This is a genomic window from Nocardia sp. CA-290969 (assembly GCF_050936135.1).
GTDB lineage: Bacteria > Actinomycetota > Actinomycetes > Mycobacteriales > Mycobacteriaceae > Nocardia.
The window spans coordinates 3,260,442-3,277,295 of the sequence record NZ_JBNJNJ010000001.1; the positions used below are offsets into that span (position 1 = coordinate 3,260,442).

At 64.3% G+C, this 16,854-nt stretch carries 16 protein-coding genes; 12 read left to right on the plus strand and 4 right to left on the minus strand.

Features of this window, described 5'->3' with window-relative positions; genetic code table 11:
- The first annotated feature begins 40 nt into the window (after window positions 1-40).
- From ACQEVO_RS14695 to ACQEVO_RS14710, 4 genes are all read left to right on the plus strand, one after another.
- The gene (locus ACQEVO_RS14695; protein ID WP_432922680.1) at window positions 41-1,366 is read left to right on the plus strand and encodes an MmgE/PrpD family protein; all 1,326 of its coding nucleotides are present in this window, start codon (window positions 41-43) and stop codon (window positions 1,364-1,366) included.
- A 202-nt stretch (window positions 1,367-1,568) separates the two neighbouring features.
- On the plus strand, window positions 1,569-2,459 hold the full coding sequence (locus ACQEVO_RS14700; RefSeq protein ID WP_432913290.1) for a transporter substrate-binding domain-containing protein: 891 nt from the start codon (window positions 1,569-1,571) through the stop codon (window positions 2,457-2,459).
- Window positions 2,460-2,518: 59 nt separating this feature from the next.
- The gene (locus ACQEVO_RS14705; RefSeq protein ID WP_432913292.1) at window positions 2,519-3,391 is read left to right on the plus strand and encodes an amino acid ABC transporter permease; all 873 of its coding nucleotides are present in this window, start codon (window positions 2,519-2,521) and stop codon (window positions 3,389-3,391) included.
- Window positions 3,388-4,245, plus strand: a complete 858-nt coding sequence (locus ACQEVO_RS14710) for an amino acid ABC transporter ATP-binding protein (protein ID WP_280399749.1) — start codon at window positions 3,388-3,390, stop codon at window positions 4,243-4,245. Before ACQEVO_RS14705 ends, ACQEVO_RS14710 begins: the two co-directional genes overlap by 4 nt.
- A 59-nt stretch (window positions 4,246-4,304) precedes the next feature.
- On the opposite strand, the gene ACQEVO_RS14715 is transcribed toward ACQEVO_RS14710, so the two are convergent.
- Window positions 4,305-4,712 (minus strand): PaaI family thioesterase, encoded by a 408-nt coding sequence (locus tag ACQEVO_RS14715; protein WP_280399748.1) that lies wholly within the window; start codon window positions 4,710-4,712, stop codon window positions 4,305-4,307.
- A 53-nt stretch (window positions 4,713-4,765) separates the two neighbouring features.
- Between ACQEVO_RS14715 and ACQEVO_RS14720 the strand changes: the two genes are divergently transcribed.
- From ACQEVO_RS14720 to ACQEVO_RS14735, 4 genes are all read left to right on the plus strand, one after another.
- Window positions 4,766-5,971, plus strand: a complete 1,206-nt coding sequence (locus tag ACQEVO_RS14720) for a 2-hydroxyacyl-CoA dehydratase subunit D (RefSeq protein ID WP_432913295.1) — start codon at window positions 4,766-4,768, stop codon at window positions 5,969-5,971.
- On the plus strand, window positions 5,968-7,263 hold the full coding sequence (locus ACQEVO_RS14725) for a 2-hydroxyacyl-CoA dehydratase family protein (RefSeq protein ID WP_280399746.1): 1,296 nt from the start codon (window positions 5,968-5,970) through the stop codon (window positions 7,261-7,263). The genes ACQEVO_RS14720 and ACQEVO_RS14725 overlap by 4 nt, the downstream gene beginning before the upstream one ends.
- 159 nt (window positions 7,264-7,422) lie before the next feature.
- Window positions 7,423-8,691: a CaiB/BaiF CoA transferase family protein gene (locus ACQEVO_RS14730; protein WP_280399745.1), complete on the plus strand. Its 1,269-nt coding sequence runs from the start codon at window positions 7,423-7,425 to the stop codon at window positions 8,689-8,691.
- 47 nt (window positions 8,692-8,738) lie between these two features.
- Window positions 8,739-9,389 carry a GntR family transcriptional regulator gene (locus ACQEVO_RS14735; protein WP_280399744.1) on the plus strand — a complete coding sequence of 217 codons (651 nt, stop codon included), beginning with the start codon at window positions 8,739-8,741 and terminating at the stop codon, window positions 9,387-9,389.
- A 27-nt stretch (window positions 9,390-9,416) separates the two neighbouring features.
- Here the strand turns inward: ACQEVO_RS14735 and ACQEVO_RS14740 are convergent, their stop codons facing one another.
- Window positions 9,417-10,178: an N-acyl homoserine lactonase family protein gene (locus ACQEVO_RS14740; protein ID WP_432913298.1), complete on the minus strand. Its 762-nt coding sequence runs from the start codon at window positions 10,176-10,178 to the stop codon at window positions 9,417-9,419.
- Between the two features lie 79 nt (window positions 10,179-10,257).
- Complete coding sequence (locus ACQEVO_RS14745; protein WP_280399742.1) at window positions 10,258-10,773, minus strand: MarR family winged helix-turn-helix transcriptional regulator; 516 nt, start codon at window positions 10,771-10,773, stop codon at window positions 10,258-10,260.
- Window positions 10,774-10,864: 91 nt separating this feature from the next.
- Here ACQEVO_RS14745 and ACQEVO_RS14750 point away from each other — a divergent pair, with 91 nt between their 5' ends.
- The 3 genes from ACQEVO_RS14750 to ACQEVO_RS14760 are packed head-to-tail and all read left to right on the plus strand — an operon-like array spanning window position 10,865 to window position 14,482.
- The gene (locus ACQEVO_RS14750) at window positions 10,865-12,643 is read left to right on the plus strand and encodes an FAD-dependent monooxygenase (protein ID WP_432913300.1); all 1,779 of its coding nucleotides are present in this window, start codon (window positions 10,865-10,867) and stop codon (window positions 12,641-12,643) included.
- Window positions 12,640-13,512: an alpha/beta fold hydrolase gene (locus ACQEVO_RS14755; protein WP_432913302.1), complete on the plus strand. Its 873-nt coding sequence runs from the start codon at window positions 12,640-12,642 to the stop codon at window positions 13,510-13,512. The genes ACQEVO_RS14750 and ACQEVO_RS14755 overlap by 4 nt, the downstream gene beginning before the upstream one ends.
- Before the next feature lie 22 nt (window positions 13,513-13,534).
- On the plus strand, window positions 13,535-14,482 hold the full coding sequence (locus ACQEVO_RS14760) for a 3-carboxyethylcatechol 2,3-dioxygenase (protein WP_432913304.1): 948 nt from the start codon (window positions 13,535-13,537) through the stop codon (window positions 14,480-14,482).
- A 107-nt stretch (window positions 14,483-14,589) separates the two neighbouring features.
- Here ACQEVO_RS14760 and ACQEVO_RS14765 read toward each other — a convergent pair whose 3' ends face one another.
- Window positions 14,590-15,570, minus strand: coding sequence for a PaaX family transcriptional regulator (locus ACQEVO_RS14765; RefSeq protein ID WP_432913305.1), 981 nt, complete (start codon window positions 15,568-15,570; stop codon window positions 14,590-14,592).
- An 87-nt stretch (window positions 15,571-15,657) separates the two neighbouring features.
- Between ACQEVO_RS14765 and ACQEVO_RS14770 the strand changes: the two genes are divergently transcribed.
- On the plus strand, window positions 15,658-16,851 hold the full coding sequence (locus ACQEVO_RS14770) for a cytochrome P450 (RefSeq protein ID WP_280400053.1): 1,194 nt from the start codon (window positions 15,658-15,660) through the stop codon (window positions 16,849-16,851).
- Window positions 16,852-16,854 lie beyond the last annotated feature (3 nt).

Below are 16,854 nucleotides of genomic sequence, written 5' to 3' on the forward strand. Positions count from 1 at the left end.
TTTCATCGCCGGCACGAAATGGTCGGATGTGCCGGCGGCGGTGATCGACAAGGTGACGATGCACGCCGCCGACGGAATTGCGGCGATGATGGCGGCCAGCACGCGACCGTGGACCGAAGCCGCACGCTCGCTCGCGCGGCGGGAGAGCGCGGCCGGGCACAGCGCGATCATCGGCCACGCCGCTCGGCTGCGTCCGGGACCGGCAGCCTTGGTCAATGCCACCGCGATGCATGGACTGGAACTCGACGACTACCACGTTCCGGCCGCCGTCCACGCCGGCTGTGTCGTCGTACCCGCCGGAATCTCGGTAGCCGAGGAGATCGACGGACGCGGACGGGACCTGCTGACCGCCTTGGCGGTCGGATACGAGGTGACCATTCGGCTAGGGCTGGCGATGTCCCCCGAAATCACTCAGGACCGCGGCTTCCACGTCACCAGCAGCTTCGGCCCGCTCGGCGCTGCAGCTGCAGCTGCCAGGCTGTGGCAGCTGGACGCCACTCGGACGCGGCATGCCCTCGGCCTCGCTGTTGCGCAGGCAGGGGGAACGACCGAGTTCACCCGGTCGGGCGGAGAGGTCAAGCGACTGCATGCCGGCTTCGCCGCGGCCGCGGGTATTCGTAGTGCGGAACTCGCCCAGCTGGGTGCTACCGGGCCCGGTCATCCCATCGAAGGTGACCGAGGGTTCGCGAGGTCGTTCGGCGGGCGGCGGGTCGAGCTCGACCGTCTCACAGACGGCCTCGGCGAAACCTGGCACTGCGACGGATTGGGCATCAAAGCCTGGAGCACCTGCACAGGCAACCACGCAGCCCTCGCAGCGATGGGCACGCTCCGAACCCAAGGTTTGCGCGCCGAGGAGGTCGAAAGCGTCCGCATCTATACCGACCGCACTACCGCCGCACACTGTGGGCACCTGGGGCCTCGAGCTCGAAGCCTGACAGAGGCGCAATTCAGCCTGCACGTGACCGCGGCCATGGCCATCGCACTCGGCGGCAACGATCCTTCGCACTACGACCTACTGGAACGCTCCGCATTCGAGATTCCCGAGGTGACCCGGATCGCCACCAACACGAATGTTCTGGTCGGAGAGGAACAGGACCGTGCATTCGCTCACGGCTTGTCCGCCCGCGTCGAGGTAACTCTGCGAAACGGAACGCAGGTCGAGGCGTCCGCATCACCACCGGGCTCCCCCGAGAACCCATACGACTGGCCTGAACTGTTCGAGAAGATGTACCGATCCGCTGCCGGGTATGCGGGAAAGACAGCCGTCGACGACATGGCTACCGACGTCAGACGCTGGCAATTGCCAGCTTCACGAGTGCGCGGGACTCTGCCGATCCCAGCTGCCGGAAGTCCAGGTTCGGCGTAGCCACAGCGGAGTCCCGAGGAAGCCCCTTGTCACAAACATACTAACATGTTAGCATCTTTGTGATGCACACCACATGACGTGCATCACTCATCAGGTTCTTGCGCACGCCGTTGCGTCCCCGCCATCGGGCGCCATGACTCGGACGCGCACATCGAAGGGCCTCAGCACAGGAAGAATCAGTATGGGAAATGCCCTGTCTCGATTGGTCCGCACCGGACTGTCGCTGACCGCAGCCGTCGCGGTGCTAGGCGCCTGCGCAACCACCGCGCAGGACAATGTTGCGCCGCCGATCGGCGGAAGCGACACCCTCTTCGCCAAGCTCCCGCAGGAGATTCGGGACGCCGGCGAGCTTCGGGTTGCGGCAGATGCCCATCCCCCATACCGAATCGTCGAACCGAGCGGAAAAATCACCGGGATCGATGCGGACGTATGGGATGCGTTGAGCGGCGAACTCGGGATCCCCGTCAAGTTCGAGTCCGCGGCCTCTTTGCCCGCCATTCTCAGCGGGCTGGGCTCCGGCCGCTACGACGCATACAACGGCCCACTCGCAGTGTCACCACAGCGTGAAGAAGCTCTGGACATGGTGACCTGGCTCCAGGAGAGCATCAGCTATCTCTACGAGACCGGCGGCAATACCGGAGTTTCGACGATCGCCGACGTATGCGGCAAACGGGTCGGCCACGGTGTGGGCAACATCGTGGAGGACATGCTGCCCAAGCTCGGTGACTGGTGTGTCGATCAGGGACGTGCAGCACCGGAGGCCATGCCGCTCAAGGACACCAGCACAACGGTGCTCGCGCTCTCCTCCCATCAGATCGATATCGCAGCGATGACGGAATCGGCCGCGCTCGACCTGATCCGGGCCCAGGAAGACAAGTACGACTATGTGACTCAAGGGCCGGAGCAGGGCGCCCAGGTATTCCTGGACGCCGTCGTCACTCCGAAGGGAAGCGGCCTCGCCCCGGTCCTGCTCGAGGCATGGCAGCGGCTGTTCACAAACGGCGGCTACGACGAGATCATCCAGAAGTGGGGCCTGGAGAACGAGCGGATCGATGCCCCGCAGCTGAACCCCATGTCAGGGCAGACGGAATGAAGAGCGCAAGCGCAGTGCCCCCCTGGGTCGCCGGGGCGGGCACGGCAGCAGCCCTGCCTGTGGATATCGCCGAGGCCAAACGCCGCATCTATCCCTGGCGGATCGCCACCTCCGTCCTCGTCGTCGTCGCCGCGCTACTCCTGGTGCGTTTCGCGGCGACTAACTCGAAGTTCGGATGGCCCACGGTGGCCGAGTATCTGTTCGACCCTGCCGTACTCCGCGGATTGTGGATGACACTCGCGTTGACAGCCATCTGTATGACCGCCGGCTGCCTGCTCGGTGTCGTGGTCGCTGCCGGCCAGCTCAGCGAGGTCACAGTTGCCCGCGCAGTGTCGAAGCTGTTCGTCACCGTGTTCAGGGGTGTGCCACCGCTGGTACAACTCATCTTCTGGTTCAATCTCGCCTACCTTGTGCCCTCCGTAGAACTGAGCATCCCAGGTATCGGGGTCGTCTTCTCCGGCGCCACCAATACGTTCATGACGCCTTTCGTCGCCGCGATCATCGGCCTGTCGCTGCACGAGGCGGCCTATATGGCCGAGATCATTCGGGCGGGCATCCTGTCGGTGGATCAGGGCCAGACGGACGCCGGCAAGGCCATGGGTTTCACGAGCGGACGAGCGTTCCGCAGGATCGTTCTGCCACAGGCCATGCGCGTGATCATCCCACCGACCGGCAGCCAGCTCATAGGCCTCCTGAAGGGAACATCCCTGGTGAGCGTGATCGGCATGACCGATCTATTGCTTTCGGTTCAGCTCATCTACAACCGTAACTACGAAGTGGTGCCGCTGCTCGTCGTCTCCGTCTTCTGGTACCTCGCGGTCGTGACCCTGTTGTCCGCGGTCCAGCGGCGGATAGAGATCCGGTTCGGACAGGGGCACGCGAACACCCCGTCCCGCAGCGTACGTCGTCTGATGAAAGGACAAGCACGTTGACCGAATCCGAAACCGGCTCCGCCGCTTCCCCGTTGGACGGCCCGACCACGCGCCCGGTGCTGCAGGTGCGCAACCTGAGGAAGTCGTTCGGCGCCGTTGCCGTGCTCGACGGCGTCGATATCGATCTTCACGACGGCGAAGTACTGGCGGTTCTCGGTCCGTCCGGCTCGGGTAAGTCGACCCTGGTCAAGTGCATCCACATGCTGGAGAGTCTGGATGGCGGCAGCGTCACCCTGGACGGCGAGCTCCTGGGCTACGAGGAACACCGAGGGCGGCTGCGCCCGATGAGCGAGCGTGCCATCGCACAACAGCGGTCGCGCATAGGGATGGTGTTCCAGCACTTCAACCTGGTGCCCAACTGGACCGCGCTGCGCAACATCACCGAGCCCGCGATACGAGTACACAAGCACCCCCGGGCCGAGGCGGAAGAGCGTGCCCACCATCTCCTGCGCGAGATGGGCTTGTCCGGCAAAGAACGTTCATATCCGCGGCAGCTCTCCGGCGGCCAGCAGCAGCGGGTGGCCATCGCCCGAGCCATCGCCACCCAGCCACGCGTCCTGCTGTTCGACGAACCCACGAGTGCACTCGATCCCGAGTTGGTCGGAGATGTGCTCGCTGTCATCAGACGGCTCGCGGACCGCGGCCGAACCATGGTCGTAGTCACCCACGAGATGGGTTTCGCCCGCGAGGTTGCCGATCGCTGTGTGTTCATGGCGGACGGCCGGGTTGTCGAGACCGGCCGGCCGGGCGAGTTCTTCGGCAATCCACGCAGCGACCGCCTCCGAGCCTTCCTCGCCCGGCACCGGAGCGACCAGCACGAGCGGCCGGAACCCGCTGCGCAGGCCCCGGCATGAAGCACCCGGACGAGGGCCGTCCTCGAAGCGCAACCCCATCTCCGCGGACGGCACTTCGACTACGACGGGTTCAGGTAGGTGGTTTGGACGGACGCCAGATCGACATCGCCGGCCGTGACCATTGTGTCGGTCCGGATCACCGTGCGGCCGGCCTTGATGAGTCGAGCGGTCGCAAGCGCTGTCCCGCTGCGCGTGTTTCCGAGAAGATGCACCGACGAGGTGATCGCCAAGGGAAATCCCTCTCGCACGTAACGCATGGCCAGGAAAGTCCCCGCGATATCAGCCAACCCGAACAGCGACGCGGCAGAGAACACTCCTGTGGGCTGAGCGAGTTCGGGACGCCACTCCATACTCAGCACCACCTCGTGGTCGTCGCCCCGCACCGGAGCGAGGCCGAGTGTGACCGCCATATCGGGCCGACCGCCGAGTAACCGGCGGAACGAGTCTTCGAACGAAGGTTCGGACATACCTGCATCTCCTAACTGTAATGTTAGAATGTTAGCGGAAGGATCAAAGTCCAATGACTGAACGGGTCGAACCCCCCACGGACGCCTTGGCGACAGCGTGGACCGTGCCCGAACTCGCCGCCCGACGTCACCACGACTCCGGTGGTGTGGTGGTGGGTTACGTATCGAACAACGTTCCCCGCGAACTGATCGCCGCAGCCGGCGCATTCGCATTCGAAGTCCGCGGTGCACCTGATCGGTCACCCGTGGCCGGCGATACCTATATGGAAGACTTCCACGACGGTCACGTCCGAAGCATCTTCTCGAGAATCCTCGAAGGCGACTTCGATTTCTTGGACCTGCTGGTGATACCGCGAAGCACGGAGGCGTACCTCCAGCTCTACTACTACCTACTCGAAGCACGGAAATGGGAACCGGACCGCCGGTTTCCTGCCATCCACCTCTTCGACGTTCTCCAGACTCCGTTCTGGCACAGCGGTCGTTACGTACGCGCACAGGTCGAAGCGCTCCGGCACCGGATCGGAGAGCTCAGCGGCCGCCCGGTCGGCGAGAACGATCTCCGCAGCGGAATCGAAACCGTGAATCGCAGCCGCCGGTCACTGCGCGAACTGAACGACATGCGCCGCAACCGCCCGGACGTCGTCAGCGGCAGCGACCTGCTCCGCACGGCGCGAGCCGTCGGCGGCATGGATCCGCGCGAGCATGCGGACGCCGTGGATGCGCTCGTTCGCGAACGCGGCGCCGCCCCCGCGAATGGGCGGACCCACGGGCCGCGCATCATGGTGAAAGGCACCCAGCACGACTCGCTCGAGGTCTACACCGTCCTGGAGGAACTGGGAGCGTCCATCGTCGCCGACGACCATCCGACCGGCGAGCGCGCATTCGATCACACCATCGAGGTAGGCGATGGCGGACCGATCGAAGCCCTGACCCATCACTACCAGTTCGACAGCCCGAGCGCTCGCAGTTACCCCCAGAGCCGCCAGGACGAAATCTTCATGCACATGGTGGCCGATGCCGGAGTCGACGGTGTCGTGTTCTTCCTCGAAGAGAATGACGACACCCTCGGCTGGGACTACCCGGCGCAGAAGAAGCTGCTCGACGAGGCAGGCGTTCACTCCTGCTATCTCCCGTATCAGCCCTACTTCCAGCCCGATACCCAGCGCCTGCGGACGGCACTCGCGCCGTTCGTCGAAAGCCTGGCCGCGGGTACGGCCGGGACTACCACCGCGTTCGACCCCGAGGAGATGACCGCATGACCTCCGATACCTTGTCTCCGCGCCAGGTGCCCGGCCGCCTCGACAGCTCCCTGCTTGCGGCCGAGAAACAGAAGGCGTGGTTTGCCGACTTCCGCCGGCGCTCGATGGAGAACGGCGAGCCATACATCATCGCCGATGGTGCCGCACCACTGGAGATCGCCCACGTGATGGATATACCGGCGGTGTCGACTGTCTGGTATTCCAGCATCATCGCGGCGAAGAAGCTCTCGCCGCGCTATTTCGAGCTGGCCAACCGGATGGGATATCACCAACGCCTCGCCCGATATGTCAGCCTTCCCCTCTTCAGCACGCTCGACGACGATCCGTCAGCTGCACCGTACGGCGGCCTGCCCACTCCACTGCTCCTGCTGTCCCGGTTTCGTGGCGACTTCAGTCAGCGCATCTTCGAGCAGTGGGCAAATGCGTTCGGTGTCCCCCACTACGCCATCGACTGCACCTCCGTAGCCGAGCTCGGCGGCAACTGGTGGAACGCGAATCAGCACGACTGGGAACAGTTTTTCGGCTCCGACCGGCTCGACCACCAGGTAGACCAGCTGGAGAGCCTGGTCCGGGTGCTGGAGACGCTGAGCGGCAAGACCTTCGACTACACCGAGCTGCGGCACCAGATGCACCTGACGAATGAACTGGGCGAAATCGTCCGGGAGACAGCCGACCTGATCGCCACCGCCGAGCGTCTGCCGGTCTCGCTGAAAGACCAGCTCCCGAATGTCATGACCCCGACGTGGCACCGCGGATCCCAGTGGTCGATCGACCACGCCCGCACCTATCAGGCCGAGGTGCGGGCCCGGATCGACGACGGCGTGGCCATCTGCCCCGGTGAGAAGCTCCGCCTGATGTGGCTGAACAACGGCCTCTGGTTCAATACCGACTTCTATCGCGCGTTCGAGGAGAAGTACGGAGCAGTATTCGTCTGGTCGATGTACACGGACTTCGTCGCGGACGGCTACCGCCGCTACTTCGACGATGATCCGTTCCGTGCGCTCGCCGCCCGGCACCTCAGCGTGAACGAACAATTACACCTACCGGGCTGGATGAACGAGTACGTGGTCCAGAAGGCCCAGGATTTCCGCATCGACGGTGCCGTACTTCTGATTTCGGAAGGAGACCGCGCCCAGGCTACGGCGGCCAACTTCTCCAGGCTGGCTCTGGAACGCGCGGGTGTGCCTGTCCATGTCATTCACGCCAACACGGTCGACGAACGCCTCTGGGACGCCGACGCACAGCACCAGGCGATGGAGGAGTTCATCGAAAACAGACTGTTGACGCGCTGACACCGTTCGACCACCCACTGCGGCCGCCGAGCTCATCCCCTCCCAGGAGCTCGGCGGCCACAGACACCCGGAAACGGCCAGTCGCCTCGACGGTCGCTGCTCGTACCCATTCACTTACGGGACCCCCGTCCCGTTCCAGCCCGAGAGAACGGAATACGCATGGCTCATCCAACCGACACGGGCGCCCGACCTCAGTCCGCGCCCAGACCGCTGGAAGGAGTTGTCGTCCTGGACGTGACACTCGCCCTGTCCGGGCCCTACGCCACCCTGCTACTGGCCGGCCTCGGCGCCCGGGTGATCAAGGTGGAGAACCCCCGAGGCGGTGACGCCGCCCGGGAGAACTCGCCGTACTGCGGCAGGGACGGCGTCGCGCTCAGTCGGAAACACCCCGACGATATGTCCCTGGCAGCCATGAGCCGTATGCGCAACAAGGAATCGGTGACCATCGATCTGAAGTCCGCCGAAGGCAAAGGGCTACTGCTCGGTCTCGCCGAGAAGGCGGACATACTCGTCCAGAACTTCAGCGCCGGCACCATGGAGAAGCTCGGACTGCATTACGACGCGGTGCGCGCGGTCAATCCTGCTCTGGTCTACTGCTCGATCAGCGGTTTCGGATCAGATGCGCCCTCGAGTGCCAAGGCGATGGACTCCATCATCCAGGCGATGAGCGGTGCGATGCTCACCTCGGGCACGCCGGAGGACGATCCGGTTCGGGTCGGATTTCCCATTGCCGACCTCGCGGCGCCACTGTTCGGGGTGATCGGTGTGCTCGCTGCTCTGCATCAAGCGCGCAGGACAGGTGTCGGACAGCACCTGGATGTGTCGATGCTCGGCGCGCTGACATCTCTGGTGTCGGTCGAGCCGTGGGCGGCAATGGAGCATCTCGGAATCCCGCTCCGGACCGGGGCCAGCATGCCGAGGCTGGCCCCTTTCGGCAACTACCGGACCAAGGACGGACACGTAGTGATCTGCGCGCCACTCGATGCCTTCGCTCGCGGGCTGTTCGCCGCGATGGGGCAGGCCGACCTCGTCGAGGACCCTCGTTTCGCCACTCGTGACGCCCGTGTCGAGAACTCCACGGCGCTCGATGCCGCGATCGAAGAGTGGACGTCCGGACTCACCACCGCCGAAGCAGTGGCCGAGTTGCACACCTTCGGTGTGCCGGCCGGTGACGTGCGCGAGCCCCAGACTGCGGTAGCGGACGCAGCGGCGGTCCGGCGGGGCGACACCACACGCCTCGACCATCCGGCGTATCCGCAGGAGATCGCGCTGCACGGTCCGGGCATCCCGATCTCCTTCTCCGGCGCCACGATCGGCTTGGATCGCACGCCGCCGGCGCTTGGTGAGCACACCGACTCCGTGTTGACCGAACTGCTCGGTCTGGATGCGGGCAGGCTGCGTGAGCTGCGCGAAGCCGGCGCGGTGTAAAATTGCGCGTCCGGACAAAACGCGATCACGGCGGTAGGTAGGTGTCGATGCCCACGGAGTTCGTCTCCACTGCCGGCCGGTTGTCCGGTCGTGTCTATGCGCAGGTGAAACAGCGTATCCTCGATGGTCACTACAAACCCGGTGACAGGATTCCGATCGACGAGCTCGCCGTCGAGTTCAGGTCGAGCAAACAGCCCGTGCGCGAAGCAGTCCGGACCCTTGCCGCGGATGGATTGCTCGATATCCAGCCTCAGATCGGGACCATCGTCGCCGAGTACTCGCGCGCGGAGTTCGTGATGTTCTATCGCGTCCTGGCGGGATACGAAGGTGCAGCCGCCGAAGCAGCCGCCCAGAATTGCAGGCCGGAAGATGCCCGGGCCATCCGTGCGCTTCTCGACCGGGAGGTCGAGGGGGCGCAGCTGCGTCGAGCCAATCGCGAGTTCCACACCCGCGTCCACCAGCTCGCGAACTCCCGGCTCATATCCATCCAGAGTCAGCGTATGTGGGATCTGAGTGATTTCCTGCTCGGATCGCTTCCCGAGATGAACCAGGTCCGGGAAGGCGCCGTCCGGCAGCACAAGGACCACGGTGCGATCGTGGACGCGCTGGAAGCGCAGGACAGTGCCCGGGCCGGGAAGCTGATGACCGCGCATGTTCGCGCGATCGCGGACCTCATCGAGGCGTCCGCGATCGCGTGACGTGCTCGCCCGGCACCGTCCGCGGCCTCAGGCGATCTTCGCGACCGTCGCTCCGCCCGTGAAAATCGAATCATCGTGGGAACCCATGACTTTCGCACGGCGCCTACCGACTGCGCGAAGACTCGCCACCGCGGCGTCACGCGAGCTGGTGATGCCGGGAAGTGTAGGCGGGGTGGAGCGCATGTTCGCTGCCAGCGGGACGAGGTCACCCGCGAGGCAGACGGCGCCCTGCGTCGTCTCCACCACCAGCCCTTGACTACCCGGCGTATGGCCGGGTAGGTGCAGCAATTCGACGCCGGGCAGTAACTCCACGTCGCCGGAGACACGATCGGTCGATGATCGTGCCCGCCACCATCCCGGCGGGCTTTCGTCATCCGGCGACCCGTAGGCACCCGCGTGACCGGCGGGCGGTTGCTGCGCGGCGCGCCATTCCGAATCCTGGACCAGCAGTCTGCTCCGCTCGAAAAGGTCGTTGTTCGACGAGTGGTCCCAGTGCAGGTGCGAGCAGACCACAAGCGAGACGTCGTCGGGTTTCACGTCGAGAGCGGCGAGCGCCAGGATCGGATGCTCCTCGTTCGTGCGGCGGTACACGAGCCCGGGCCGACTCCGAGCGACCTCCTCCGCGGTCGGCCCGCCCGTGTCGAAGAGGATGATCGTGCCGCCGCGGCGCAACACCCAGACGACGATCGGCGCGACGCGCAATTCCGCGCCCGCACCGTGGCTGAGCATTTCACATGGAGCCAAAGACTCGCCGACACGAAGCGCGTACAGCTCCCACATAACTGTCATTCTAACATTTCAGCCTTCGCCCCTCCGCGGCCTTTTACCGATCCTCCGCAGTGAACCGCCGCAACGATGTTCACAACCCTCAGGAGCGGGTGCCGAGGACACGGAGGGCGCGCTCGCTGTCTTCGAGGCATTCCAACAGGGACGTCAGGTGCACACGTAGTGCGTCGATCGCCCCGGGTGGCAACTGCGCCAGGTACTCATTTTCCAGTCGCGATATGGCCTGGAGAACCGGCTCGAGAAACGCCTCCGCCTCCGCGGACAGCGAGATGAGCGCTCCTCGTCCGTCTTGTGGGTTGGGAAGACGGACGATCAGGCCCGCATCGACGAGCCGTTTGATCCGCTTGGTTGTGCCCGGGGCGGACGTCACCGTCTCCGCGGCGATCTCGGTGGGAGTCATCGCGCGCCCGAACCGACCGAGAACCGACAAGATGTCGAAGTCGGCGCGGGTTATTCCGTACGACTCGAGCACCTCGTCGGACAGGGACTGGAGCACCGAGCCGATCCTGCGCACCCGCCCGAAAATGTCCAGCGGCCGCACATCCAGCTCCGGAAACCGCAGCGCCCACTGCCGTCGCGCCTGTTCGATCGTATCCACATCCACAGTTTACTTTCCTGGTGAGCTACTTCACTTCGCTGGAAAACTAGTTTAGTATTTTTCTGGAAAAGTAGTTAGGAAGTGAGATCCCATGAAGGACGAGTACGACGATGATGTCCTCGTCGTCGGAACCGGACCCGCTGGAGCCACGACAGCCCTGGCACTCGCACGAGCCGGCGTATCGGTGCACATGATCACCAAATGGAGATGGCTCGCCGACACACCACGCGCCCATATCACCAACCAGCGTGCGATGGAGGTGCTTCGCGATCTCGGGGTGGAAGACGAAGTCAAAGCCGTGGCCACTCCCTGGGAGTACATGGGCGACACGATGTTCACCACGAGCGTCACCGGCCCGGAGATAGCTCGGCTCCGTACCTGGGGAACCGGCGACCGCCGCTACGGCGACTACCTCCAGGCGAGTCCCTGCGGCATGCTCGACGTTCCGCAGACGGTGATGGAACCGATCCTGGTCCGCAATGCAGCAGCCAGCGGCGCCCGGGTCTCGTTCAACACCGAGTACCTCTCACACGAGCAAGACTCGGACGGTGTCACCGTGACGCTACGCGACCGCCGGAACGGACATGAGTTCGTTCAACGCGTTCGCTATCTGGTCGGCGCCGACGGCGCCAACTCCTCGATCGCCGAACAGCTCGACCTTCCGATTGTCGGCGAGATGGCCAGGGCAGGCACCGTGTACATCCTCTTCGACGCCGACCTCTCCGCCCACGTGGCACACCGCCCGAGCATCCTGCACTGGATCATGAATCCCACGGCGTCTTTCGGTGAGATCGGCATGGCCACCTTCCGCGCGATCCGTCCCTGGGATCAGTGGATCATGGGTTGGGGCTTCGATGTGACCGAGGGCGAACCCGATCTGAGCGACGAATTCATCAAGTCGCAGGTCCGCACTCTTGTCGGCGACCCCGAACTGGAATTCGACGTCGCCCGCACTATGACGTGGTACGTGAACCAGCAGCATGCCGAGCTGTACCACCGGGGACGGGTGTTCTGCGCAGGTGACGCCGTACACCGCCATCCACCGAGTTCCGGATTGGGCTCGAACACGTGTATGCAGGATGCGTTCAATCTCGCGTGGAAGCTGGCATACGCCGTGCACGGCTGGGCAGGCTCCTCCCTCCTGGACAGCTATTCGGACGAACGAGTGCCAGTGGGTGAGCAGATCGTGGCCCGCGCCAACCAGTCACGCAAGGACTACGCGCACATCAGAGCGGCCTTCCACGTGGATGGCGCAGAGGATCCGGTCGCGGCCGGCCTGGCCAAGCTCCGATCGCACACCCCCGAAGGGGCGACTGCACGTGCCGCGCTCTACCGTGCACTCGAGATCAAGAACTCGGAGTTCAACGCCCAAGGTGTCGAGGGCAATCAGCGATACGAATCCAAGGCCGTGATCCCGGATCCGTCGTCGCCGGTTGAGCAGTGGCCACGCGATCGCGAGCTGTACCTGCAGGCCAGCACCCGCCCGGGGGCCAAGCTGCCACACGCATGGCTGGTCAACGGCGAGGGGCGGCGCATCTCCACACTCGACACCGTCGGCTCGGGCAAGATGTCGGTGGTCACGGGTCTCGCCGGAGCGGACTGGGCTGCGGCGGCGAATCGTTTGGCTGCCCCCTTCCTCCGGACAGTCGTGATCGGTGCACCCGAATGCGCAGACCTGTACGGAGACTGGCACTCGGTACGCGAGTTCGACGAGGCCGGCGTGCTACTCGTCCGGCCCGATGGCTACATCGCATGGCGATGCACCCGTGCCCCCCACGACGCCGACGAGGCGGAACAGCTGCTCCGACAGGCGCTGTCCACCGTACTCGGCACCGAACTTCCCTCCGCTAGTAAGGAACTCATCTCGTGAGCACCACCAACGGCTTCACCAGCGTCTGGTCCGACCTGGCCACACTCCCCTTCGAGCAGGGCTACCTCGAGGCCGGCGGCTACCGCACCCGGTACCTGCACGCCGGGGACCGTTCCAAGCCGACCCTGCTCATGCTGCACGGCATCACCGGGCACGCCGAAGCATACGTACGCAACCTCCGGTCACACAGTGAGCACTTCTCGTGCTGGGCGCTGGACTTCATCGGTCACGGATACTCGACGAAACCCGAGCACCCCCTCGAAATCAACCACTACGTCGACCAGATCCTCTCCGTCATGGACGAACTCGGAGTCCAGAAGGCCTACTTCACCGGCGAATCTCTGGGCGGATGGGTGACTGCCCGCATCGCAGCCCAGCACCCCGACCGCGTCGAGAAGATCGTGCTGAACACCATGGCCGGCACCATGGCCAACCCCGCGGTCATGGAGCGGCTGTACAACCTGTCGATGGAAGCCGCGAAAGATCCGAGCTGGGAGCGAGTCGAGGCCCGGTTGCAGTGGCTCATGGCCGACCCCACGATGGTGACGGCGGACCTGATCAAAACGCGACAGGCGATTTTCCAGCAGCCCGACTGGGAAATGGCCTGCCGGATGAACATGGTCCTCCAGCAGATGGACGTGCGACAGCGGAACATGCTCACCGATGACGAACTGCGCTCCATCCAAGTCCCGGCCATGGTGCTGTGGACGACAAAGGATCCGTCCGGTCCGGTCGACGAGGGCCGGCGCATCGCGTCGCTGATCCCTAACGCTCAGCTCGCCGTTATGGAGAACTGCGGTCACTGGCCGCAGTACGAGGACACCGCGACCTTCGACCGCCTCCACTTGAATTTCCTTCTCGGGGCCTGATCCGACCGAAAGGACCATGGCTATGCCTATTGCCGCAATCACAATGTCGCACTCTCCCCTGCTCGAGTTCGTGGATCCGCCCGCCGATGTCAAGGCGCAAGTGGAAACCGCTTTCGGTGCGGCCCGGAAGTTCGCGGCGGAATTCGATCCCGACCTGGTGATCAACTTCGCCCCTGACCACTACAACGGATTCTTCTACGACGTCATGCCGCCGTTCTGCCTCGGCCACGAAGCCACCGCGATCGGCGACTTCGACAGCCAGGCCGGGGCACTCGATGTCGATACCCAGGTTGCCCGGCAACTGACAGAGGCCATTCTCGACGCCGATATCGACATCGCCGCGTCGATGAGGATGAGTATCGATCACGGTGCTGTCCAGCCGCTGGAGATCCTCTTCGGCGATATCACAGCCAAGCCGGTCATCCCGATATTCATCAACGCGGTGGCACCCCCGTTCGCCCCGATGCGGCGGATCCGGCGTCTCGGTACGGCAGTGGGCCGATTCGTCGCCGAAGAATTGGCAGGCAGGAGGGTTTTGGTCCTCGGATCCGGCGGGCTATCCCATGAACCCCCGGTACCCCAACTCGCGACCGCTGACGGACAGATGCTCGACAACTTGCTCGGGGCGGGGCGTAATTTGTCGCCCGAGGGTCGCCAGGCGAGGCAGGACCGAGTCATCACCGCCGCACAGGAGTTCGCCGCCGGCAGCCAGGGCACGAAGCCACTCGCACCGGAATGGGACAAGAGATTCATGGATCTGATGGCTCGCGGCGACTTCGACACGGTCGAGAGGTGGACCGCAGAGGAGATGACGCGAGTGGCCGGCAACTCGTCCCATGAGGTCCGGACATGGGTCGCTTCCTACGCGGCGATGGCGGCCGCCGGCGACTATCGGACCGAGTACACCTTCTACCGGCCGATTCCGGAGTACATCGCCGGATTCGGCGTAACGACCGTCGCCGCACGGTGACGGCACCCTGAACGCAGGGGTCTGTCGGCTGCTCCTCGGCCCCGGCAGTGCCTGCGGTTTTGCGAGCAGTCCAGGGATCCGCCGACCGATCACAGGTCGGCGGATCCCTACGTCACCGAGTCCGCCAGCTCCAGTGCGGCAACCTCGGCGGTACTCAGAGAACCGATCGATTCCACCAGTTCAGGCGCACAGCTGCTCAAATGGCGACGAAGGCGTTCTTCCGCCGCGGGAGCGAGTTCGTCGTACACCCTCTCGAACAAGCCTCGGGCAGTGCGCAGCGGCCAATCCTCGCCCAGCAATTCTCCGGGCAACTTCGGGTCGCTGTCACCCAGGACACGCCAGTCGCGAAGTATCTCGACCCGCAACCGCAGCGCGATCGTCGGCGGGATCGAGTCGTTCTCCAGCGCATCCACGATATCGGCCGCTCGCTTACTGAACACCTCGAGCTTCGCTCGCATCTCCTCCACCGCGAACGCCGTCATCGGATCGCCGGCAGGAGATCCTCCTGTTTTCATCGGTCCGCTGAAGACTGTCAGCCTCGGAACTCCGATGGCGAGCAGATGCGACAGCGCGCCCTGATCGACCGCACGCGGTACCACCCAGACACCGTCGTGCAGCAGCCCGAATCCGAGCTGACGCAGATGCTGGCGGAGCTGGTGCCGAAGGTTGCGTTGAGCTTCCTCGACCGAGAAGGTGACGATTGTCCACTGGCCGTCCCAGGAAGGCGATTCACGACCGTAGTCGACAATCTGCTTCAAACGGTATTGATGCCGCTCGTGGGCGGTGGCGGACAGCGCGTAGAAGGTCTGGCGACCGTGCCGTGACGGCACCAGAAATCCCTGTCTCGCTGCACGGCTCACGGCATTCCTGGTCGCCGTCTCACTGAGATCGAAGTCCCCCAGGGCCGATACGAAGAAGCTCGAGGGGATCACGGAGTTCACCCCCATGAAGTAGCTGCCGAGGATCGACATCAGCAACTGCTGCGATCCGTTCATCGCCTCCATGCGGTTCATCTTTACAGGGTGCCTTTCGCTTCTCCAGTCCAGGCCCACCACCCCATTAATCACATAGCGGTTGACGTTCGTCACGCTGTATGTGATCCTTCTGTGAAGCGCATCACGCGCCCTTCGGCGGTCGCCTCACGACCGTGGACCGCAAAAGATCTGGGAGGCACAGTGACTCAGTCCGAAGCCGTCAGTGAGTTCAACCCTCACTACAAAGAGACGTTCGACAATTCGCACGTCTACTACGAGGAGCTGCGAAAGCAGTGCCCGGTAGCGCGCAGCGAAGCGTTCGGCGGATTCTGGGCGCTGTTCAAGTACGAGGACATCGTGCGGGTGCAAACGGAGTACCAGACCTTCAGCACCGCCGACAAGAACGTCGTCCCTCCCGCGACACGCAACCGTGGCAAGCGACCGCCCCTGCACTTCGATCCCCCCGAGCACGAAACCTACCGAAATCCGGTCACTCAGGTATTCCGCAAGAGCCGCACGGGCCTGCTGGAGCCGCAGCTACGGCAATACGCCGACGAACTACTCGATCCACTGATCGCGCGCGGACAGTTCGACTTCACGCTCGACTTCGCGGAGTACTTCGCGGCCCGTGCGTTCGGGCTCATCCTCAAACTCCCGATGGAGATGATGATGCGCTCGCGTGAGGTCCAGGTGCAGTACTACCGCGCTCAGACGGCTATGGACAAGCCGCGGATCGTCGAGGCGAGCGACCGCCTATACGACATCGCCAAGGAAATTGTCGCGGTTCGCCGAGAGGACCTGCAAGATCCCGATGAGGACCTCGTCTCGGCACTCCTGCTCGCAGGGGAACGTGGCGAAGCCATTCCCGAGGACATGGTGGTGGCCAGTATTCGTCAGTTCCTCTCGGCCTCCCAAGCCGCGCCGGGCGCAGTGCTCGGCAGCATCGCCACGCATCTGGCCCGGGATCTGGAGTTGCAGAATCGGTTACGCTCGACCCCCGACCGCATTCCCGACGCCTTGGAGGAGTTCCTCCGGCTGTACGCCCCCTATCGCGTCTTCGCCCGGACAGCCAAGCACGATGTCGAGATTCGTGGCCGCAAGATAGCCGCGGGGGAACCCATCACCATGATCTTCCCCTCGGCGAACCGCGACGAAGATGTGTTCGAGCGCCCGCACGAGTTCGATATGGATCGAATGCCGAACAGGCACATCGCGTTCGGGCGCGGTCCGCATCGATGCCCGGCCGCATCCCTTGCCCGCCTGGAACTCAAGGTCGCCGTCGATGCATTGCTCTCCAAGACCGACTCGTTCGAGCTGGCCGGCGAGGTCAAAATGGCCGACTGGCTGGAGTTCGGTCCGTCCTCGACACCTTTGGCCGTCGTACCGGCTCAGTAGCAG

Bases quoted from the DNA above. Each gene is read 5' to 3' on its own strand.
- ACQEVO_RS14715 (WP_280399748.1), bottom strand. From the start codon at position 4,712: ATGTCCGAACCTTCGTTCGAAGACTCGTTCCGCCGGTTACTCGGCGGT.
- ACQEVO_RS14720 (WP_432913295.1), top strand. From the start codon at position 4,766: ATGACTGAACGGGTCGAACCCCCCACGGACGCCTTGGCGACAGCGTGG.
- ACQEVO_RS14725 (WP_280399746.1), top strand. From the start codon at position 5,968: ATGACCTCCGATACCTTGTCTCCGCGCCAGGTGCCCGGCCGCCTCGAC.
- ACQEVO_RS14730 (WP_280399745.1), top strand. From the start codon at position 7,423: ATGGCTCATCCAACCGACACGGGCGCCCGACCTCAGTCCGCGCCCAGA.
- ACQEVO_RS14735 (WP_280399744.1), top strand. From the start codon at position 8,739: ATGCCCACGGAGTTCGTCTCCACTGCCGGCCGGTTGTCCGGTCGTGTC.
- ACQEVO_RS14740 (WP_432913298.1), bottom strand. From the start codon at position 10,178: ATGACAGTTATGTGGGAGCTGTACGCGCTTCGTGTCGGCGAGTCTTTG.
- ACQEVO_RS14750 (WP_432913300.1), top strand. From the start codon at position 10,865: ATGAAGGACGAGTACGACGATGATGTCCTCGTCGTCGGAACCGGACCC.
- ACQEVO_RS14760 (WP_432913304.1), top strand. From the start codon at position 13,535: ATGCCTATTGCCGCAATCACAATGTCGCACTCTCCCCTGCTCGAGTTC.